Source organism: Brevundimonas sp. D3-1P (assembly GCF_055809335.1).
Genome location: NZ_CM147908.1, coordinates 372,269 through 391,329, shown reverse-complemented (window position 1 = coordinate 391,329; position 19,061 = coordinate 372,269). Strand labels below are relative to the sequence as shown.

Sequence of the window (19,061 nt, the reverse complement as noted above, 5' to 3'; positions counted from 1 at the left end):
ATGCCCGCGCAAAGCGCCCCCTCCCGCCCCGGCCAGGGCCGCCCGCCCCAGGACCAGCTGCGCCTGCCGCTGGAACGTCCGGTCTCGGACCAGACCCTGGTGGTGTCCGACAGCAACGCCGAAGCGGTCCAGGTCCTGTCGCGCTGGCCCGACGGGGCGGGCGCGGTCCTGGCGCTGCACGGGCCGGCGGGATCGGGCAAGAGCCGCTTGGCCGCCGCCTGGGCCGAGCGGATCGGGGCCGTGCCGCTGAACGGGGCCGAAGCCGCCCTGATGGACCCGCTGGAGCTGGAGGGGCGGCCTGTCCTGCTGGACCGGGCGGCGGACGCCGACGACGAGAGCCTGTTCCATCTGATCAACCTGGCCCATGCGGGGGGCGGCCCCCTGCTGCTGGCGGCGCGTTCGGCTCCGCGCCAGTGGGCGGTCGCCCTGCCCGACCTGCGCTCGCGGCTGGACGCGGTGCGGACCGTGGCGATCGCGCCGCCCGACGACGCGGTGCTGTCGGCCATTCTGCGGGCCCGCTTCGCCGAACGCAGCATCGCCCCCGCCGACGAGGTGATCGACTATCTGGTGCGGCGTCTGGACCGCTCGGCCGAGGCCGCCGCCCTGGCCGTCGAACGGCTGGACGCCCTGCACCGCCCCGTCACCCGCGTCCTGGCCCGCCAGGTGCTGGACGCCCTGGACGCGGAAGCCTAGATCGGGAGGACGAAATTGTCGCCCCCCGCTTGCGGCCGTCACAGACGCGCGCGAGAACCGGGGCATGACCGACGCCGCGATCCATGACGACACCCGAGGCGAGGAGGTTCCGGCCTCGCGCGCGCCCCAGCTGATGCTCAGCGAAGAGCTGATGGCCTCGCCCAGCCGGTTCTTCAATCGCGAAATCTCCTGGCTGGCGTTCAACGAGCGGGTGCTGGAAGAGGCGGCCAACCCCAACCACCCGCTGCTGGAGCGGCTGCGTTTCCTGTCGATCTCGGCCAACAATCTGGACGAGTTCTTCATGACCCGCGTGGCCGGGCTGAAGGGCCAGCTGCGCGAGCGGGTGCGGGTGCTGTCGGCCGACGGCCTGACCCCGGCCGAACAGCTGGAGCAGATCAATATCGCCGCCGGCGAGCTGATGGCCGAGCAGCAGTTGCGCTGGCGTCAGCTGAAGAAGGAGCTGACCGCCGCCGGCATCGAGGTCGTCGACCGCCAGCGCATCACCAAGACCGAGCGCGAGCGGCTGGAGCCCGAGTTTCTGAACCAGCTGTTCGCCGTGCTGACGCCGCTGGCCATCGACCCGGCGCACCCCTTTCCCTTTCTGCCCAACCTGGGCTTCTCGCTGGCGCTGAAGCTGAAGAGAAAGGGCGAGACCAAGACCTTCTACGCCCTGGTGCCGGTGCCGACCCAGGTGCGCCGGTTCTGGGAACTGCCGACCGACGGCCGCTCCACGCCGGGGCACAAGCGGTTCATCACGCTGGAAAACGTGCTTCTGCTGTTCATCGACCACCTGTTCCCCGGCTGCGAGGTTCAGGAAAAGGGCGTGCTGCGCCTGATCCGGGACTCGGACATCGAGATCGAGGAAGAAGCCGAGGACCTGGTGCTGGAGTTCGAGGAGGCGCTGAAGCAGCGTCGCCTGGGCTCGGTCGTGCGCGTCAAGATCGAGGCGTCCATGCCCGCCGACCTGCGCGACTTCATCGTCGGCGAACTGGAGGCGGCGCCTCAGGACGTGGTGCTGGTGGACGGGATGCTGGGCCTGGCCCAGCTGTCGGACCTGATCGGCGGCGGCCATCCCGACCTGAAGTTCAAGGGCTATGAGCCGCGCTATCCCGAGCGGGTGCGCGACAACGGCGGCGACGTCTTCGCCGCCATCCGCGAAAAGGACATGCTGATCCACCACCCGTTCGAGAGCTTCGACGTGGTGGTGCAGTTCCTGCGCCAGGCCGCGCGCGATCCGAACGTCATCGCGATCAAACAGACGCTCTATCGCACGTCCAAGGACAGCCCCATCGTCGCGGCCCTGATCGAGGCGGCCGAGAACGGCAAGAACGTCACCGCCCTGGTCGAGCTGAAGGCCCGCTTCGACGAGGAGGCCAATCTGCGCTGGGCGCGGGCGATGGAGCGAGCCGGGGTCCACGTCGTCTTCGGCTTCGTCGAATACAAGACCCACGCCAAGCTGAGCGTCGTGGTGCGCCGCGAGGGCGAGGGCCTGCGCACCTATTGCCACTTCGGCACCGGCAACTATCACCCGGTCACGGCCAAGATCTACACCGACCTGTCTCTGTTCAGCTGCGATCCCGTCCTGGGGCGCGATGCGACCAAGGTGTTCAACTACATCACCGGATACGCCACGCCCGACCATCTGGAAGCCCTGGTGGTGTCGCCGCTCAACATGAAGTCGACCCTGATCGAACTGATCGGCAAGGAAATGTCGGCGGCCGCCATGGGCAAGCCCGCCGCGATCTGGGTCAAGCTCAATGCATTGGTGGACGTGGAGATCATCGACGCCCTGTACCGGGCCAGTCAGTGGGGCGTGCGGATCGACCTGGTGGTGCGCGGCATCTGCTGTCTGCGGCCGGGCGTGCCGGGCCTGTCGGAGAACATCCGGGTCAAGTCCATCGTCGGCCGCTTCCTGGAACACAGCCGCATCGTCTGTTTCGCCAACGGCAAGGACCTGCCGCACGACAAGGCCAAGGTCTTCATCTCATCGGCCGATTGGATGACGCGCAACCTGGACCGCCGGGTCGAACTGATGACGCCGATCAGGAACGCCACCGTCCACGACCAGATTCTGGACCAGATCATGGTCGCCAATCTGAAGGACGACGCGCAAAGCTGGGTGCTGGACGCCGAGGGGCGCTATACCCGCGTCACGCCCGCCGATCCCGAACGGCCCTTCTCGGCGCACAAATACTTCATGACCAATCCCAGCCTGTCGGGCCGCGGGCGCAAGGCCAAGAGCCTGCCCGCCGTCCTGCGCTACGAGCGTCCCGGCCGCTGATGCCCGAGGTTCAGCTGACCGACCGCGACATCGCGGCCATCGACATCGGCTCCAACTCGGTGAGGCTGGTGCTGTACAAGCTGGAAGGCCGGGCGATCTGGACCGTCTACAACGAGAAGGTGCTGGCCGGCCTGGGCCGCGACCTGCCGACGACGGGCAGGCTGTCGCCCGACGGGGTGGCGATGGCGATGACGGCCCTGCGCCGGTTCGCCGCCGTGCTGGAAGGCGTGCGGCCCGACGCCACCCTGATCGCCGCCACGGCCGCCGTGCGCGAAGCCATCGACGGCCCCGATTTCTGTCAGCGCGTGGCCGCCGAGATCGGGCTGAACATCCGCGTGCTTTCGGGCGAAGAAGAGGCCCGGTACGCCGCCATGGGGGTGCTGGCCGGCGCGCCCCAGGCCCACGGCGTCTCGGCCGACATGGGCGGCGCCAGCCTGGAGCTGACGAGGCTGAACGGAGACGGCGTGGAGCGCGGCCTGACCCTGCCCTTGGGGCCCTTCGCCCTGGCCGACGGCAAGGGATTCGACGCCGACCGCGTCAAGGCCCGCATCGACCAGGTGCTGAAACCCGTCGCGGCCCGGTTCCAGAGCGAACGCCTCTACGCCGTCGGCGGCGCCTGGCGCACCCTGGCCCAGGTGCAGATGGCGCTGAAGTCCTATCCCCTGCGGGTGGTGCATCAGTATCAGATGTCGGCCGAAGACGCGCTGGAGGCCGCGCGTCTGGTCGCCCAGCAGTCGGCGGCGGGCCTGGCCAAACTGCCCGGCGTGTCCAGGAAGCGGGCCGAGACCCTGCCCTATGCCGGCCTGGTGCTCGAGGGGTTGATCAGACATCTGGACCTGAAACAGATCGAGATGTCGGCGTGGGGCGTGCGCGAGGGCCTGCTGTTCGAAACGCTGGACGCGGCGACGCGCACGGCCGATCCGCTGCTGGCCGGGTGCAAGGCTCTGGGCGGGCGTCAGGGCGTGTCCCCCGCCCTGCCCGGCGCGCTGAACGGCTGGATCGCCGAGATCGTGGACGCCCTGCCCCCTGTCTTCGGGGAAAGGCGCGACGCCGTCCTGACGGCCGCCGCCTGCCGCCTGGCCGACCTCGGCGCTCGACTGCATCCCGACCACAGGCTGGAGCTTGTGTTCGACCAGGTGCTGCGCGCGCCCGTCGCCGGCATCAGCCATGCTGAGCGGGCCTTTCTGGCCAGCGCCCTGAACGCCCGCTATGGCGGCGCGCCCGCCACGCCCCAGCCGGAGGTCATCGACCGGCTGCTGGGCGGCGACGCGGCCAAACGCGCCCGCGCCATCGGCCTGGCCATCCGCCTGGCCTGCGACCTGTCGGGCCGCTCGCCCCAACTGCTGGCCAATGCGACGGCGAAGGTGAAGGGCGGCGATCTGCGCCTGACCGCGACCGAAGGCTATGCCGACGTCCTGCTGGGCGAACAGGCGAGAAAGCGCGCCAAGGCCCTGGCCGAGGCGATGGGCCTGGGGCTGAAGATTTAGGCGCCTTGACGGAGGGGTTGTCCGCCGCAGCACGGGCACCTGTGGGACTTCAAGAGCCCCTCCACCACGCCATGCGCCCTACTCGATCTCGACGACCTCGACCCGCGCGCCGTTCAGCACCAGGGCGATCTCGCCGCGTTTCAGCTTCAGCGCGTCCTCGCCGAAGATCTGGCGGCGCCAACCCTTCAGGGCGTCGATGTCGGCGTCGTCGCTGATGGCGATCTTCTCCAGGTCTGCGACGGTGGCGATCAGCTTGGAGGCCACGCCGGCGTTGTCGCTCTTGGCCTTCAGCAGCACCTTCAGCAGTTCGACGACCGAAGGCGGGGCCGGCTGGCGGTGGGCGGGGCGCTCCATCTCGGGGGCGAAGGCTTCGGGGTCGGCCAGGACGCGCTTCAGCTCGTCCGCCAGCTCCAGCCCCAGGCGGGAGCCCCCGAAGCCCTTGGGCACCGAGCGCAGACGGTTGAAGGCGTCCGGGTCGGTCGGGGTCTGCTGGGCGATCTCGTCCACGCCCTCGTCCTTCAGGATGCGGCCGCGCGGCTGATCCCGCTCCTGCGCCGCGCGCTCGCGCCAGACGGCGACGGCCTTGAAGGCGGCCAGATATTTGGCCGAGAACTTCTTGGGTTTCAGCCGCTTCCAGGCGTTCTCGGGATTGGTGTCGTAAAGAGCCGGATCGGTCAGCCCCGCCATTTCCGACATCACCCAGTCCAGCCGCCCGTCCTTCTGCAGCCGGTCGCGCAGCTTGGGATAGAGGGCCGCCAAATGGGTCACGTCGCCCAGGGCATAGACCAGTTGGCTGTCCGACAGCGGCCGGCGCGCCCAGTCGGTGAAGCGGCTGCCCTTGTCCACGTCGATGCGCAGCATCTGCCGCACCAGCGAATCATACGCCACCTGCTCGCCGAAGCCCGCCGCCATCGCCGCGACCTGGGTGTCGAACAGCGGTTTGGGCATGGCGCCCAGCCGCACGAAGATCTCCACGTCCTGACGGCAGGCGTGGAAGACCTTGACGATCCTCTCGTCGCGCAACAGGTCCAGGAACGGCGCCAGGTCCAGCCCGTCCGCCATCGGGTCGATGATGGCGGCGTGATCGGCCGAGGCGGCCTGGATAAGGCACAGCCGGGGCCAATAGGTCGTTTCCCGCATGAACTCGGTGTCGACCGTAATGAAGGGGGCGGAGGATACGCGGGCGCAGAACTCGGCCAGCGCCTCATTGGTGGTGATCGGCGTCATTCCGGTGCTATAGCCCCCCGGAACCCATCCGTGGCAAGAGCCGCGCTGCATTTCCGCCCCGATTCCAGGCCCAAGACCCATGAGCGACACCCAAAAGCCTCTCGAAAACGGCCTGACCTATGCCGACGCGGGCGTGGACATCGACGCGGGCGAGATGCTGGTCGAACACATCAAGCCCCTGGCCAAATCCACGGCGCGCCCCGGATCGGAACCGTCGCTGGGCGGATTCGGCGCCCTGTTCGACCTGAAGGCCGCCGGGTTCGAGGACCCTCTGATCGTCACCACCACCGACGGCGTCGGCACCAAGCTGAAGATCGCGATCGAGACGGGCCGTCATGACGGCGTCGGCGTCGATCTGGTCGCCATGTGCGTCAACGACCTGTTGGCCCAGGGCGCCGAGCCGCTGCTGTTCCTGGACTATTACGCCACCGGCCGGCTGGAGATCGACGCCGCCCGCCGCGTCGTCGCCGGGATCGCCGAGGGCTGTCGCCAGGCCGGTTGCGCCCTGGTCGGGGGCGAGACCGCCGAAATGCCGGGGATGTACACCGAAGGCGACTACGACCTGGCGGGTTTCAGCCTGGGCGCGGTCGAGCGCGGCCATGCCCTGCCCTATCTGGACCGTCAGGCGGCGGGGGACATCGTCATCGGCCTGGCCTCGACCGGCCCGCACTCGAACGGCTATTCGCTGGTCCGCAAGGTGGTGGAGAAGTCCGGCCTCGGCTGGGGCGACGACGCTCCCTTCGCCAAGGATCGTTCGCTGGCCCAGGCCCTGATGGAGCCGACCCGCATCTATGTGAAGCCGGTCCTGCCGATCATGAAGGCGGGACTGGTCAAGGGCGCGGCCCACATCACCGGCGGCGGCCTGATCGAAAACCCGCCCCGCTGCATCGCCGAGGGGCTGAAGGCGTCGTTCGACTGGGACGCCTGGCCCATGCCCGCCGTCTTCCAGTGGCTGGCCGAGACGGGCGGGATCAGCGACCACGAGATGCGCCGCACCTTCAACTGCGGCGTGGGCTTCATCCTGATCGTCGCGCCCGAGAACGCCGAACCTGTCCTGGCCGCCCTGCTGAACGCAGGCGAAGTCGCCTTCGTCTGCGGACAACTGGAAAACGTCTGATCTCGTGAAGACGCGCGTCGCCATCCTGATTTCGGGGGCCGGTTCGAACATGGCCGCCCTGATCGACGCCGCGCGCCGGCCGGACAGCGGTTACGAAGCGGCCCTGGTCGTCTCGAACATCGAGGGCGCGGGCGGTCTGGCGATCGCGGCGGCCAAGGGTGTCGCGACCGCGACCGTGGCGCACAAGGCCTTCGGCAAGGACCGCGAGGCGCACGAGCGGGCCGTGGACGCCGTGCTGCGCCAGGCGGCGGTCGAAGTCGTCGCCCTGGCCGGCTATATGCGGGTGCTGACGCCGTGGCTGGTCGGCGGCTGGCGCGGCCGGATGCTGAACATCCACCCCAGCCTGCTGCCCCTCTATCCCGGTCTGGACACCCACGCCCGCGCCATTCGAGCAGGCGACGCCGAGGCCGGCTGCACCGTGCATCTGGTCACTGAGGGGGTGGACGAAGGCCCCATACTGGGCCAGGCCCGCGTGCCCATCGTCGAGGGCGACACGCCCGGCGCCCTGGCCGAACGGGTCAAGACGGCGGAGCATCAGCTTTACCCCCAGGCGCTACGCGCCTTTTGTCGGGATTTGAAGCGGGGCTGACTTCTTCCCTCTGCTCCCTTGCCTTCTTTCCGCTCATCCCCGCGAAAGCGGGGACCCAGTTCTGTCGCAGGACTGGTGTTGAGGAACGCCAGACCGCCCGCGTATCCAAACGCTTGAGCGCCCAAAGCGCTGGGTCCCCGCTTTCGCGAGGATGAGCGGAGGGTGAGAAGAACCAAGATTACAAAAACGTCATGCGACAGACCGCCGCACCGGCGCGATGGTGCCGCCGACCCAAACGGGACTATTTCTTCATGAATCGCATTCGTCTGATGGCCGCCTGCTCGGCCTGTATCGTCGTCGCCCTGACCGGCGGCGCGGCCTCGGCCCAGGACCATTCGCACGGCGCGGCCGCCGCCCATCCGTTCGGAACCTGGGGCTTCGATCTGGCCGGCCGCGACACGACGGTGAAGCCGGGCGACGACTTCAACGAATACGCCAACGGAACCTATCTGCGCACGACCGACATTCCCGCCGACAAGGCGCGTTTCGGCCCGTTCGACGTTCTGTACGAAAACGCCCAGGCCCAGCTGAAATCCATCATCGAGACCAGCGCGGCCAATCCGGCCAACGACAACGCCCGCAAGGTCGGCGCCCTGTACGCCAGCTTCATGGACGAGGCCCGGATCGAACAGCTGGGGGCCGCGCCCCTGGCGGCCGATCTGGCCGCGGTCAAGGCCGTGACCGACCACGCCGGCATGGCGCGCCTGATGGGCGAAAGCCATGCGGGCTTCGGCGCCTCGCTGTTCGGCGTCGACGTGTTCGAGGACCTGCAGAAGCCCGACCTGAACTCGGCCTATCTGGGTCAGGGATCGCTGGGCCTGCCCGACCGCGACTACTATCTGAAGCCCGACTTCGCCGCCCAGCGCGAGGCCTATCTGGCCTATCTGACGACCACCCTGACGGCCATCGGCTGGACCGACCCGGCCAAGGCCGCCGCCGACATCCTGGCCTTCGAGACCAGGGTCGCGGACAAGCAGTGGACCACCGTCCAGCGTCGTCAGATCGACAAGCTCTACAACCCGACCCGGGTCGCGGACCTGCCGACCCTGGCCCCCGGTTTCGACTGGGCCGCCTTCATGGCCGGCGCCCAGGTGTCGGAGGTCGACACCCTGGTGCTGATGGAAAACACCGCCATCCCCGGCATCGCCCAGGTGTTCGCCGACACCCCCATCGAGACGCTGAAGGCCTGGCAGGCGTTCAATGTGGTCGACCAGGCCAGCCCCTATCTGTCCAAGGCCTTCGTCGACGCCCGCTTCGATTTCCGCGGCAAGACCCTGCGCGGCCAGCCCGAGAACCGTCCGCGCTGGAACCGGGGCGTGGCCCTGGTCGACGGCCAGCTGGGCGAGGTGCTGGCCCAGGAATATGTCCGCCTGCATTTCCCCGCCTCGTCCAAGGCCCAGATGGAGGCCCTGGTCGGCAATATCCGCGACGCCATGACCGAGCGGCTGAAACACGTCGACTGGATGAGCGAGCCGACCCGCGAACAGGCGCTGTACAAGATGTCCAAGTTCGGGGTGAAGATCGGCTATCCCGACAAATGGCGCAGCTACGACGGGCTGGAGCTGAAGCCCGACGATCTCTACGGCAACGTCGAACGGTCCTCGGCCTTCGAATGGGCCTACAAGCGCGGCAAGATCGGCAAGCCGGTCGATCCGCTGGAATGGGGTATGACGCCCCAGACGGTGAACGCCTATTACAACCCGCCGCGCAACGAGATCGTCTTCCCGGCCGCCATCCTGCAGGCGCCCTTCTTCGATCCGAACGCGGACCCGGCCGTCAACTACGGCGGCATCGGCGCGGTGATCGGCCACGAGATCACCCACGGCTTCGACGACCAGGGCAGGAAGTCCGACGGCGACGGGGTGCTGCGCGACTGGTGGACGCCTGAAGACGCCGCTCGCTTCGAAGAGCGGGCCAAGGTGCTGGGCGCCATCTACGACAAGCTGGAGCCGATCCCCGGCGTCCACGTCAACGGCGACCTGACGATGGGCGAGAACATCGCCGATCTGGGCGGCCTGCTCCTGGCGCTGGACGCCTATCACAAGTCGCTGAACGGCCAGCCGGCGCCGGTCATCGACGGCCTGACGGGCGATCAGCGGGTCTTCCTGGGCTGGGCCCAGGTCTGGCGCGAGAAGTCGCGCGAGGCGGCGCTGAAGGAGCAGCTGACCACCGACCCCCACTCGCCGGGGCCGGTGCGCGCCGCCACCTCGCCGCGCAATATCGACGCCTGGTACGCCGCCTTCGGCGTGTCGCCCGACCAGAAGGAATATATCGCGCCGGACGCCCGCGCCCGCATCTGGTAGGCTCGATCCCGCCCCGCAGCAAAAAAGGCCCGGAGCGCACGCTCCGGGCCTTTGTCTTTCAGTGGTTCTCGGGCGGCCTACTTCGGCGTGGTCGCCGCGCCGGCGACGGCGCCGATGGCGGCGCCCGCCACCGTCGAGCCGGTGTTGCCGCCGACCACCTGGCCCGCGACAGCGCCCCCCAGAGCGCCCGTGGCGGCGCGTTGTTCCATGGTCTGGCCGCAGGCGGCCAGCAGGGCGACGACGCCGACGGCGGGGGCCAATTTGATCAGGGTCTTCATGAGTCTTGACGTGACCCCCGTTTCTCATCCAGCCATAACGAGAGTCCTGGGTTGATCTGAGCTGGGGTTGTCGGGGGTGGCAAGAGGCCGGTCAGCGCAGCCCCCAACCAGCGCAGCGGACCGGCCGATCTGTCCGCTGAGCGCTTCTGCATAAGCCTGCGGCGTCAGCCACCCGAGCTTCGAGTGCGGACGCCGCTCGTTGTAGTCGCGTCGCCACGCTTCCAGCACCGCGCGGGCGTGCGGCAGAGAGCGGAACAGCGTCTCGTTCAGCAGCTCGTCACGCAGGCGTCCGTTGAAGCTCTCGTTGAAGCCGTTCTGCTGGGGCTTGCCGGGCGCGATGTAGTGCCAGCCGACGCCGGTGTCGTCGGCCCAGGCCAGGACCGCGTTCGAGGTGTATTCTGTCCCGTTGTCGCTGACGATGGTGTCGGGCCGCCCCCGCTGCCGGATGACGGCGTCCAGCTCCCGCACGACCCGCGCGCCCGACAGCGAGGTGTCGGCCACCAGCGCCAGGCATTCACGCGTGCAGTTGTCGATCACCGTCAGGATGCGGAAGCGCCGCCCGTCCGTCATCTGGTCGGCCACGAAGTCCAGCGACCAGCGCTGGTTCGCAACCAGTGGTAACTCCAGCGGTCTTCGGGTGCCGATGGCGCGCTTCCGACCGCCGCGTCGACGGACCGTCAGTCGCTCCTCGCGATAGATCCGCTGGACCCGCTTCCTGTTGACCGCATGGCCCTCGCGCCGCAGCAGCACGTGCAGGCGGCGATAGCCGAACCGGCGACGCTCCTGGGCCAGAGCCTTCAGCCGGTCGCGCAGGGCGCCGTCGTCCGGGCGCGTCGCCTGATAGCGCACGCTCGTCCGATCGACGCCCAGCACACGGCACGCCCGCCGTTCGCTCATCTCGTAGGCGGCCTGCAGATGACCAGCCGCCTCGCGCCAGCCGGCGGGCGTCACCACTTTTTTCCCAGCAGGTCCTTCAGCGCCACGTTGTCCAGCATCGCGTCCGCCAACATCCGCTTGAGCCGAGCATTCTCGTCCTCGAGCGCCTTCAGCCGCCGAGCCTCCGACACATCGAGCCCGCCGAACTTGGCCTTCCATTTGTAAAAGGTCGCAGAGCTGACCCCGTGACGCCGGCACACCTCCGCCGTCGCCACACCGGTCTCCTGCTCCCGCAGGATCCCGATGATCTGTTCTTCCGTGAACCTTGATCGCTTCATTCTGTCCGTCCTTCGTTGGGCGGACTCTAGCTATTCCTGGAGGAGTTTCAGGGGGTCACGTCAGTCTTCTCCGAGGGAGCGAGGGGACGATGTTGACCGAACGGAAAAGCCCCGCGTCCGGTTCCGAACGCGGGGCTTTATGGTGTCGCTATGCTCGGGACGCGGTCCCTCGCGACCTGAGCGACAGGGTGCGCGCTATGCTCGGGACGCGGTCCCTCGCGACTTGAGCGCTTAGCCGACGATCTGGTCGTCGGTGAAGAACTGGGCGATCTCGATCTTGGCGTTGTCCAGGCTGTCGGAGCCGTGGACCGAATTTTCGCCGATCGACAGGGCGAATTGTTTGCGGATGGTGCCGTCGGCGGCCTGTTCCGGATTGGTGGCGCCCATGACTTCGCGGTATTTGGCCACGGCGTTGTCGCCTTCCAGCACCTGGACCACGACCGGCTCGGCCGTCATCTGCTCGACCAGTTCGCCGTAGAACGGACGCTCGGCGTGGACTTCGTAGAATTTCTTGGCCTGTTCCGTCGTCAGCTTGACGCGGCGCTGCGCCACGATGCGCAGGCCGGCGCCTTCGATCACGGCGTTGATCGCCCCGGTCAGGTTGCGGCGCGTGGCGTCGGGCTTGATGATCGAGAAGGTGCGTTCGGTCATGGGAGTGACTTCTTTTGTTCAGTCGATTGAGGGTCGCGGGCTTATAGCGACGCGCCGTCCCCGCGCCAAGCCGCCGTTTCAGCAGGCGATGGCGCGCACATGACCGGCGGCGGCGTAGTCCAGAATGGCGCGGTCGCGGGTGATGAGAATCAGGTCATGCGAACGCGCCGTCGCGATCAGCATTCGATCGGCCGGGTCCCTGTGAGCCAGATCAGGCAACTCTCCGACATCGACCATCAGATCGAAATCGAGAGACAGCAGCCGCGCGCGGGTCGCCTTCACGGCCTTTGACAGCCATCCCCTGACGTCTCCAGCGATCAAGACATTCAGCGACCGCTTCTGCTGGATAATTCCGAGCTCCCATGCCGTCGCCGCAGAAATATGGACACCGCCATTCGCGCTGGCCGCCACTATCGCAGCAGCGGCGTCCTCGTGAATGGATGTCCCCAAAACGATCCAGATCAGGGCGTGGGTGTCGAGCAGCACACCCTCGCTCATTCCTCACGCAGCCCGAGTCTGAAGTCGTAATCGGGATCGTTCAGGCCCATATCGGCCTCGACGCTCGTTCCGAACACCTGTTCATAAATGGGCTTTTCCAGGTCGATGCTTGGGTCGATGGAGAGCGAGCCCTTCATGCTCCCGAACATGCTGCGTGGATCCCAAGGCTCTTTGGTCGCGGCTTCCCGAGCGACCAGAACGGCGACTTCCTTGCCCCGCTTGGTGATGTGAACCTTGCGGATCTCGCCCGAGTTCACGCGGTCCAGCAGGTCCAGGCACTTGGCCTTGAACTCCGTCGCCGTTATGACGACCTCGCCGCCTACAAGATCATACGTCATGACTGGTCATATAGAAATGACCAGTCAGAAAGTCCATGCGCCGCCCATGCTTCAGATCACCGACCTGACCTTCAACGCCTGGGGCCGCAAATTCCTCGTCGATGCCTCCGTCAGCCTGCCGCCCGGCGCCAAGGTCGGGCTGGTCGGCCGCAACGGCATCGGCAAGTCGACGCTGTTCAAGCTGATCCTGGGCGAGTTGAACGCCAACGGCGACGAGATCAGCCTGCCCAAGACCGCGCGCATCGCTTCGGTGGACCAGGAACACCCGGCGACCCCGGTCAGCGTCATCGACACCATCTTGGAAGCCGACATCGAGCGCCACGCCCTGCTGGGCCGCCTGGAAACCGCCGAACCGGAAGAGATGGGCGAGATCTGGTCGCGGCTGATCGAGATCGACGCCGACGCCGCGCCGGCGCGCGCGGCCGAAATCCTGGTCGGCCTGGGCTTCGACCAGGAGAACCAGGCCCGGCCGATGTCGGAGTTCTCGGGCGGCTGGCGGATGCGCGTCGCCTTGGCCGCCGCCCTGTTCGCCGAGCCGGACATGCTGTTGCTCGACGAACCGACCAACTACCTCGATCTGGAAGGCGCCCTATGGCTCGAGGCGCGGCTTAAGAAATACCCGCACACCGCCCTGATCATCTCCCACGACCGCGAGATGCTGAACGAGGTCTGCACTCACATCCTGCACCTCGCGAACCACACCCTGACGCTCTACACCGGCAATTACGACGCCTTCGAAAAGGCCCGCGCCGAGAAGGCCAGGCTGCAGATGTCGGCCAAGGCCAAGCAGGACGCCGAACGCGCCCACCTTCAGGCCTTCGTGGACCGGTTCAAGGCCAAGGCGTCCAAGGCCGCCCAGGCCCAGTCGCGGATGAAGCGTCTGGAGAAGATGCAGCCCGTGGCCACCACCATCGAGGAGCGCGTCGCCCCCTTCACCCTGCCCTCGCCGCCGCGCCCGCTGGCGCCGCCGCTGATCCGGCTGGAGCGGGCCAATGTCGGCTACGAGCCGGGCAAGCCGATCCTGCGGAACCTGAACCTGCGGATGGACCTGGACGACCGGATCGGCCTCTTGGGCGTCAACGGCGCGGGCAAGTCGACCTTCGCCAAGATGATCGCCGGCGCCCTGGACGTGTCCGAGGGCGAACTGCATCGCGACAAGAAGATGCGCGTGGGCTGGTTCCACCAGCATCAGATCGAGGCGATGGACCCGACCGACACGCCGCTGGAGATTATCCGCCGCGCCATGCCGGATGCGCCCGAAAGCGCGCGCCGCTCCAAACTGGCCCAGTTCGGCCTGGGCTACGAGAAACAGGAGACCACGGTCGACAGCCTGTCGGGCGGCGAACGCGCGCGCCTGCTGCTGAATATGGTGGCGATGGATGCGCCCCACGTCCTGATCCTGGACGAACCGACCAACCACCTGGACATCGACAGCCGCCGGGCCCTGCTGGACGCCCTGAACGACTACAACGGCGCCGTCATCCTGATCACCCACGACCGGTCGCTGATGGAGATGGTGGCGGACCGGCTGTGGCTGGCGGCCGACGGCACGGTGAAGCCCTTCGACGGCGACATGGACGACTACGCCAAATTCGTCCTGGACCGCGCCAAACAGGCCATCGCCAAGCCCAGCCAGATCAAGAAGGAAGAAACCGCCGCCGCCCCTGTGCAGAGCAAGGGCAAGAAGAACGACAGGAAGTCAGGCCCCTCGCCTTCCACCCTTCGTCATGCGGTGAAGAAGGCCGAGGAGGAAATGGCGCGCCTGACCGCCGATGTCGCCCGGTTGGACGACGATCTCGCCAACGCCGCCGTCAGCGATCCCAAGCAGCTGGAGGGCCTGACCCGCGCCCGCGCCAAGGCCCAGGCCGACCTGGAGGCGGCCGAGGCAGCCTGGGTGGCGGCCGAAGAGGCGCTGGCCGAGGTCGCCGGATGAAGCCGATCGAATTCTCCAAGGAGGAGCGCGCCGCCGCCGTCGGCAAGCTGCGCGACTATTTCGCCCGCGAACTGGATCAGGAACTGGGCCAGCTCCCGGCCGAAATGCTGCTGGACTTCATCGGCCGGGAGATCGGCGGCGCCTTCTATGATCGCGGCGTCCACGACGCCCAGCAGCTGGTGCGGCAGAAGGCAGAGGACATCGTCGAGGCCCTATACGGCCTGGAACGCGCGGTCCCGACGCGCTGACCCGCCTCGTCTCACGACGGACCGACACGACCGCAGACCGCCCGACGCATCCAAGCCAGGCGGTCGGATCGTTCAGGTCTCAATCGGGCAGGTCTTCGGACAGGATCGCCATTTCGAACATGAACGAACCTTCTTCGTCCTCGTCCTCGAAGACGATGCCGATGAACTCGTCGCCGACATAGACTTCAGCCGAGTCATTCTGCTTGGGGCGGGCCTTCACGATGATGCCGCCGGTGTTGAAGGTGCGCTTGAGGTGGCCCTCGATACGTTTCAGGTCGGTGTCTTTCACGGGGGCCTCATGGTCTGAATGTTGGCGGCGGACCCTAGAGAAGTCCGGCGGACAGGGGAACCGCCGGCCGTCATTTTCCACCTACGCGGCGCGTTGAACGGCGAATGCGCGCCTTTGTTCATTTTCCCATACGGCCGCAGCCGCACGGCCGAGGCGCTGTCAGATCACGAAGTCATAGACCACGTCGGCCAGGGTGTGGTCCATCGTCCGCGCCGGCTCGGCCTCGGTCGGACAGTTGACTAGACGCGCAGGAACCCCCGCCACGGTGCAGCCGGACGGCACGGCCTTCAACACCACCGAGCCGGAGGCCACCTTGGCATAGTCGCCGATGGGAATATTGCCCAGAACCTTGGCCCCGGCGCCCAGCAACACGCCCTTGCCGATCTTGGGATGGCGGTCGCCGCGCTCGGCCCCCGTCCCGCCCAGGGTCACGCCGTGCAGCATCGACACGTCGTCGCCGACCACCGCCGTCTCGCCGATGACGATGCCGGTGCCGTGATCCAGGAACAGCCCCTTGCCCAGCCGCGCCGCCGGATGGATGTCCAGCTGGAACAGCTCGGAAATCCGGCTCTGGAAATGGAAGGCCAGGGTCTCGCGCCCCTGCCCCCACAGCCAGTGGGCCACGCGCCAGCCCTGCAGGGCTTGGAAGCCCTTGAAATAGAGGAAGGGCTGCAACAGGTTGCGGATCGCCGGATCGCGCTCGGCCACGGCCTGCAGGTCGGACTCCGCCGCCTCGACGATGGCGGGATCGGTGTTGAACGCCGACAGGCAGACCTCTCGCACCGACATGGCGCTCATTTCCCCGTCGGCCAGCTTGCGCGCGATCTGGAAGCTCAGGGCGCCGGCCAGGTCGTCGTGCGACAGGATCACGGCGTTCATCTGCGAGCCCAGCTGCGGCTCCTCGCGCGAGGCGGCCTCGGCCGAGGCGCGCAGCTGTCGCCACACGCTTTCGGTTTCCGCGACGATTTCCAGCTTGGCCATGACCGGCTCCTTCGTCCTCATCCTAACCGCCCCAGCATGGCCTGCGCCAGCGCCTGCGGCAGCGCCCCGTTCATCGCCATATGATAGGCCTTGTAGGCCGTCGCCACCGTCAGGCCGTCGCGCACCGTTCCGCGTCCGATCTCGTCCAGCAGATCGAGGAACGGCGCGCGCACGACCGTTATGATCTCGGTCGGATCGGGCGCGGTCATGACGGGCGACAGGCCCCAGGCGATCCAGGTCATGCCCATCTCGTCGGTGATGGAGTTGGACATCTCGATCGTCAGCGCCGGCGCCCAGTGTTCGGCGTGCAGCCCCGCCTCCTCGGCCAGTTCGCGCCGCACCCCGTCGAACGGGTCCTCGTCCAGCGGCGCCCCGCCCTCGGGCATTTCCCAGGAGTAGTTTCCGTGGGCGAACCGCTGCTGGCCCACCAGGGTCACGGTCCCGTCGTCGTGGACGGGCAGGACGCCGGTTCCGACGTTCTTGAACCGGACCACGGCGTAGTCGGCCTTCATTCCCGTCGGGGCCGTCGCCGGATGGCGCGTCACGGCCATCCACGGACTGTCGAACACCGTCTGGGGTCCTTCGCTGCGCCAGGCGGGCGGCTTGGCCAGCCCCCTGGCCCATCTCGGTTCGTCGGTCTTGCGCATGGACGACCTATGGCGGATGCGGGGGCGAAAGCCTAGCTAGGCGGCATGACCGCGCTTAACGAGCCCCTGCCCCCGCCCGTTCCCTCCCGGGACTTTCTGGACCGTCTGGCCCGGCGCCGCTCGGCCCCGGCCCAGGCGCTGACGACGCCCGGTCCGTCCGAGGAGGAGCTGGACCGGATTCTGACCCTGGGCGCCCGCACCCCGGACCACGGCAAGCTGTTCCCCTGGCGGTTCGTGGTCCTGGGTCCGCAGTCGCGCGCCGAGATCGCGGCCAGGCTGGCGGTGCTGGTCGAACTGCGCGGCGGGCCGGCCAAGGATCAGGCCGTGCTGGCCAAGCTGACGGCCGCGCCCATCACCGTCCTGGTCGTCTCGACCCCCGTCCCCCACGCCAAGCCGGTCTGGGAGCAGCAGCTGTCGGCCGGGGCGGTCTGCATGAACCTGGAGCATGCGGCGGCCGGCTTCGGCTATTCCGCCAGTTGGATCACCGACTGGTACAGCTACGACCCGCAGGCCCTGCCCCTGTTCGGCGTGGGCGAAGGCGAGACCGTCGCCGGCTTCATCCACATCGGCACGCTGAACGAACCGGCGCTGGAGCGCCCCCGCCCCGACATGGCCGCCAAGGTCACACGCCTGCCGTAAGCCGGCCTTACGACATCGCCCTGCGTCGGTTGGACCTCTCGACCGCCCCGCCTTTCTCCCGCAAGGCCTTGGTTATGGATTCCCTGTTGCAAGCCGTGGGCGACTTCATCGCCCGCAACCATATGTGGGCCGGCGTCCTGCTGGGCCTGGTCGTGTTCGTCGAGTCGCTGGCGATCGTCGGCGCCTTCGTGCCCGCCACCGGCCTGCTGGTGGCGGCGGGCGGCCTGATCGCGGCGGGGGTGCTGGACCCCGTCAGCGTCATCGTCGGCTGCGTCATTGGCGCGGTGATCGGGGACGCCGTCTCCTATTGGGCCGGGCGACGGCTGGGGGTGAAGTTCCTCCAGCGTCCGATGTTCCGTCCGCACCGCCGCCGCATCGCCTGGACGCGGCTGTATTGCCGCCGCTACGGGATCATGTCGATCTTCGTCGGCCGCTTCTTCGGTCCCTTGCGCGCCTTCGTGCCCCTGACGCTGGGAATGCTCAGGATGCGCCAGCGCGCCTTCCAGTTCGGCAATGCGACCTCGGCCGTCGTCTGGGTGCTGGCCATGCTGGCGCCCGGCTATCTGGCCGCACAGGGCCTGGCCCGAATGGAGCTTCTCAGCGAGGCCCACGGCCCGACCCTGCTGCTGGGCGCCATCGCCGCGGCGATCCTGGTCGTCGCCGTCGCCTATCGCCTGATCAAGGCGCGCGTGAGCCGCCGGTCCGCCGTCATGCGCGGCGCGCTGGAGAGCCGCTGATTTCGTCTTCCGGCCGGTGCACGATCGAGACCAGCACCACAGAGATGATCATCAGCAGGAACCAGCTGCCCAGCTTGGCCAGGGACACCATCTCCCATCCCGCCTGCTGTCCGGGATAAACCCAGGCCCGCCCCAGGGTGCCCAGGTTCTCGGCGAACCAGATGAACAGCGCCACCAGGAAATAGCCGAGCAGCAGCGGCATCGACCGCCGGCGCCGATCCGCCGTGAAATAGAACCAGCCCGGCCCGAACAGCAGGGCGGTCGCCGCGAACAGAGCGATCCGCACGTCCGGCAGCCAGTGATGGGCGAAGAAGTTGACGTAGATGGCCGCCGCCAGCACCCAGGTCGTCCACAGCGGCGGATAGCGCCGGACCCGGATATGAAAGATCCGCTGCACCCGCGCGATATAACTGCCCACCGCCGCATACATGAAGCCCGAGAACAGCGGCACCGCCCCGATCCTGAGCACGCTGTCCTCGGGATAGATCCACGACCCGTGCGCGGTCTTGAACAGCTCCATGATCGTGCCGGCGATGTGGAACAGCAGGATGACCCGCGCCTCCTCCCAGCTCTCCAGCCGAAACGCCAGCATCCCCGCCTGGATCAGCACCGCCCCCACGACCAGAAAGTCGTAGCGCGACACCGGCGCCTGATCGGGCCAGAACAGGAAGGTGCCCAGGATCAGGGCCAGCATCATCCCGCCGAACAGACACGCCCATCCCTGCTTCAGCCCGAACCACAGGAATTCGTAGGCGTAGCGACGCGGCCGGGACCCATCGACCCAGGCCTCGGCCCGCGTCATCAGGCGCCGGCCCCAGGCTTCGAGAGGGAGGGTGTGCGAACGAGACATCGGGCCGCAGCCTAGAGGCTGATCGCGCCGGACGGAACGCCCGCCGTTGCCAGCCCGCCCG

Annotated in this window: 20 protein-coding genes; 10 read left to right on the top strand and 10 right to left on the bottom strand. The window is 67.9% G+C overall.

Annotated features, from left to right (window positions below; all coding sequences use genetic code 11):
- The 3 genes from AC0L6G_RS01990 to AC0L6G_RS01980 all read left to right on the top strand — a co-directional run bounded on the left by AC0L6G_RS01990 (position 1) and on the right by AC0L6G_RS01980 (position 4,461).
- Positions 1-693: a P-loop NTPase family protein gene (locus AC0L6G_RS01990; RefSeq protein ID WP_291539874.1), complete on the top strand. Its 693-nt coding sequence runs from the start codon at positions 1-3 to the stop codon at positions 691-693.
- A gap of 64 nt (positions 694-757) precedes the next feature.
- Positions 758-2,974, top strand: coding sequence for an RNA degradosome polyphosphate kinase (locus AC0L6G_RS01985; RefSeq protein ID WP_473252767.1), 2,217 nt, complete (start codon positions 758-760; stop codon positions 2,972-2,974).
- Positions 2,974-4,461: a Ppx/GppA phosphatase family protein gene (locus AC0L6G_RS01980; protein ID WP_293826613.1), complete on the top strand. Its 1,488-nt coding sequence runs from the start codon at positions 2,974-2,976 to the stop codon at positions 4,459-4,461. The genes AC0L6G_RS01985 and AC0L6G_RS01980 overlap by 1 nt, the downstream gene beginning before the upstream one ends.
- Positions 4,462-4,539: 78 nt before the next feature.
- On the opposite strand, the gene rnd is transcribed toward AC0L6G_RS01980, so the two are convergent.
- Complete coding sequence (gene rnd, locus AC0L6G_RS01975; protein ID WP_473252766.1) at positions 4,540-5,688, bottom strand: ribonuclease D; 1,149 nt, start codon at positions 5,686-5,688, stop codon at positions 4,540-4,542.
- Between the two features lie 79 nt (positions 5,689-5,767).
- Between rnd and purM the strand changes: the two genes are divergently transcribed.
- The 3 genes from purM (at position 5,768) to AC0L6G_RS01960 (ending at position 9,697) form a co-directional block, all read left to right on the top strand.
- Positions 5,768-6,805, top strand: coding sequence for a phosphoribosylformylglycinamidine cyclo-ligase (gene purM / locus AC0L6G_RS01970; protein ID WP_293826617.1), 1,038 nt, complete (start codon positions 5,768-5,770; stop codon positions 6,803-6,805).
- Positions 6,806-6,809: 4 nt separating this feature from the next.
- Entirely contained in the window at positions 6,810-7,394 is a 585-nt protein-coding gene (gene purN, locus AC0L6G_RS01965; protein WP_293826619.1) for a phosphoribosylglycinamide formyltransferase, read from the top strand.
- 251 nt (positions 7,395-7,645) lie between these two features.
- Entirely contained in the window at positions 7,646-9,697 is a 2,052-nt protein-coding gene (locus AC0L6G_RS01960) for a M13 family metallopeptidase (protein WP_293826621.1), read from the top strand.
- A 77-nt stretch (positions 9,698-9,774) separates the two neighbouring features.
- Here the strand turns inward: AC0L6G_RS01960 and AC0L6G_RS01955 are convergent, their stop codons facing one another.
- From AC0L6G_RS01955 to AC0L6G_RS01935, 5 genes are all read right to left on the bottom strand, one after another.
- Positions 9,775-9,975 (bottom strand): hypothetical protein, encoded by a 201-nt coding sequence (locus tag AC0L6G_RS01955; protein WP_291536296.1) that lies wholly within the window; start codon positions 9,973-9,975, stop codon positions 9,775-9,777.
- A gap of 24 nt (positions 9,976-9,999) precedes the next feature.
- Positions 10,000-11,189 (bottom strand): IS3 family transposase gene (locus AC0L6G_RS01950; RefSeq protein WP_473252765.1). Its coding sequence is split into 2 segments (ribosomal slippage): positions 10,000-10,931 and positions 10,931-11,189, totalling 1,191 coding nucleotides; the frame shifts between segments, so codons are not numbered across the junction.
- A gap of 231 nt (positions 11,190-11,420) precedes the next feature.
- Positions 11,421-11,840, bottom strand: a complete 420-nt coding sequence (ndk, locus tag AC0L6G_RS01945; protein WP_293826623.1) for a nucleoside-diphosphate kinase — start codon at positions 11,838-11,840, stop codon at positions 11,421-11,423.
- A gap of 78 nt (positions 11,841-11,918) precedes the next feature.
- A complete protein-coding gene (locus AC0L6G_RS01940) occupies positions 11,919-12,326 on the bottom strand; it encodes a type II toxin-antitoxin system VapC family toxin (protein WP_293826625.1) in 408 nt (135 codons plus the stop codon).
- An 8-nt stretch (positions 12,327-12,334) separates the two neighbouring features.
- On the bottom strand, positions 12,335-12,676 hold the full coding sequence (locus AC0L6G_RS01935) for a type II toxin-antitoxin system Phd/YefM family antitoxin (protein WP_293826627.1): 342 nt from the start codon (positions 12,674-12,676) through the stop codon (positions 12,335-12,337).
- A 46-nt stretch (positions 12,677-12,722) separates the two neighbouring features.
- Between AC0L6G_RS01935 and AC0L6G_RS01930 the strand changes: the two genes are divergently transcribed.
- Positions 12,723-14,609, top strand: coding sequence for an ABC-F family ATP-binding cassette domain-containing protein (locus AC0L6G_RS01930; protein WP_293826703.1), 1,887 nt, complete (start codon positions 12,723-12,725; stop codon positions 14,607-14,609).
- Positions 14,606-14,857, top strand: a complete 252-nt coding sequence (locus AC0L6G_RS01925; RefSeq protein ID WP_293826629.1) for a DUF2164 domain-containing protein — start codon at positions 14,606-14,608, stop codon at positions 14,855-14,857. Before AC0L6G_RS01930 ends, AC0L6G_RS01925 begins: the two co-directional genes overlap by 4 nt.
- Before the next feature lie 79 nt (positions 14,858-14,936).
- Here AC0L6G_RS01925 and AC0L6G_RS01920 read toward each other — a convergent pair whose 3' ends face one another.
- From AC0L6G_RS01920 to AC0L6G_RS01910, 3 genes are all read right to left on the bottom strand, one after another.
- Positions 14,937-15,146: a DUF3126 family protein gene (locus tag AC0L6G_RS01920; protein WP_087120002.1), complete on the bottom strand. Its 210-nt coding sequence runs from the start codon at positions 15,144-15,146 to the stop codon at positions 14,937-14,939.
- A gap of 159 nt (positions 15,147-15,305) precedes the next feature.
- Positions 15,306-16,127: a serine O-acetyltransferase gene (cysE, locus tag AC0L6G_RS01915; protein ID WP_291536293.1), complete on the bottom strand. Its 822-nt coding sequence runs from the start codon at positions 16,125-16,127 to the stop codon at positions 15,306-15,308.
- 17 nt (positions 16,128-16,144) lie between these two features.
- Positions 16,145-16,774, bottom strand: a complete 630-nt coding sequence (locus tag AC0L6G_RS01910; RefSeq protein ID WP_293826632.1) for an NUDIX domain-containing protein — start codon at positions 16,772-16,774, stop codon at positions 16,145-16,147.
- A gap of 45 nt (positions 16,775-16,819) precedes the next feature.
- Here AC0L6G_RS01910 and AC0L6G_RS01905 point away from each other — a divergent pair, with 45 nt between their 5' ends.
- Positions 16,820-17,413, top strand: coding sequence for a nitroreductase family protein (locus tag AC0L6G_RS01905; RefSeq protein WP_293826634.1), 594 nt, complete (start codon positions 16,820-16,822; stop codon positions 17,411-17,413).
- Between the two features lie 74 nt (positions 17,414-17,487).
- Positions 17,488-18,150, top strand: coding sequence for a DedA family protein (locus AC0L6G_RS01900; RefSeq protein WP_473252764.1), 663 nt, complete (start codon positions 17,488-17,490; stop codon positions 18,148-18,150).
- Here AC0L6G_RS01900 and AC0L6G_RS01895 read toward each other — a convergent pair.
- Positions 18,122-19,000: a DUF817 domain-containing protein gene (locus tag AC0L6G_RS01895; protein WP_473252763.1), complete on the bottom strand. Its 879-nt coding sequence runs from the start codon at positions 18,998-19,000 to the stop codon at positions 18,122-18,124. The genes AC0L6G_RS01900 and AC0L6G_RS01895 overlap by 29 nt on opposite strands.
- Positions 19,001-19,061 lie beyond the last annotated feature (61 nt).

Excerpts from the sequence above, each read along its gene's own strand:
- AC0L6G_RS01990 (WP_291539874.1), top strand. The coding sequence starts at position 1 with ATGCCCGCGCAAAGCGCCCCCTCCCGCCCCGGCCAGGGCCGCCCGCCC.
- AC0L6G_RS01985 (WP_473252767.1), top strand. The coding sequence starts at position 758 with ATGACCGACGCCGCGATCCATGACGACACCCGAGGCGAGGAGGTTCCG.
- AC0L6G_RS01980 (WP_293826613.1), top strand. The coding sequence starts at position 2,974 with ATGCCCGAGGTTCAGCTGACCGACCGCGACATCGCGGCCATCGACATC.
- rnd (WP_473252766.1), bottom strand. The coding sequence starts at position 5,688 with ATGACGCCGATCACCACCAATGAGGCGCTGGCCGAGTTCTGCGCCCGC.
- purM (WP_293826617.1), top strand. The coding sequence starts at position 5,768 with ATGAGCGACACCCAAAAGCCTCTCGAAAACGGCCTGACCTATGCCGAC.
- AC0L6G_RS01960 (WP_293826621.1), top strand. The coding sequence starts at position 7,646 with ATGAATCGCATTCGTCTGATGGCCGCCTGCTCGGCCTGTATCGTCGTC.
- AC0L6G_RS01955 (WP_291536296.1), bottom strand. The coding sequence starts at position 9,975 with ATGAAGACCCTGATCAAATTGGCCCCCGCCGTCGGCGTCGTCGCCCTG.
- ndk (WP_293826623.1), bottom strand. The coding sequence starts at position 11,840 with ATGACCGAACGCACCTTCTCGATCATCAAGCCCGACGCCACGCGCCGC.
- AC0L6G_RS01935 (WP_293826627.1), bottom strand. The coding sequence starts at position 12,676 with ATGACGTATGATCTTGTAGGCGGCGAGGTCGTCATAACGGCGACGGAG.
- AC0L6G_RS01930 (WP_293826703.1), top strand. The coding sequence starts at position 12,723 with ATGCTTCAGATCACCGACCTGACCTTCAACGCCTGGGGCCGCAAATTC.
- AC0L6G_RS01925 (WP_293826629.1), top strand. The coding sequence starts at position 14,606 with ATGAAGCCGATCGAATTCTCCAAGGAGGAGCGCGCCGCCGCCGTCGGC.
- cysE (WP_291536293.1), bottom strand. The coding sequence starts at position 16,127 with ATGGCCAAGCTGGAAATCGTCGCGGAAACCGAAAGCGTGTGGCGACAG.
- AC0L6G_RS01910 (WP_293826632.1), bottom strand. The coding sequence starts at position 16,774 with ATGCGCAAGACCGACGAACCGAGATGGGCCAGGGGGCTGGCCAAGCCG.
- AC0L6G_RS01905 (WP_293826634.1), top strand. The coding sequence starts at position 16,820 with ATGACCGCGCTTAACGAGCCCCTGCCCCCGCCCGTTCCCTCCCGGGAC.
- AC0L6G_RS01900 (WP_473252764.1), top strand. The coding sequence starts at position 17,488 with ATGGATTCCCTGTTGCAAGCCGTGGGCGACTTCATCGCCCGCAACCAT.
- AC0L6G_RS01895 (WP_473252763.1), bottom strand. The coding sequence starts at position 19,000 with ATGTCTCGTTCGCACACCCTCCCTCTCGAAGCCTGGGGCCGGCGCCTG.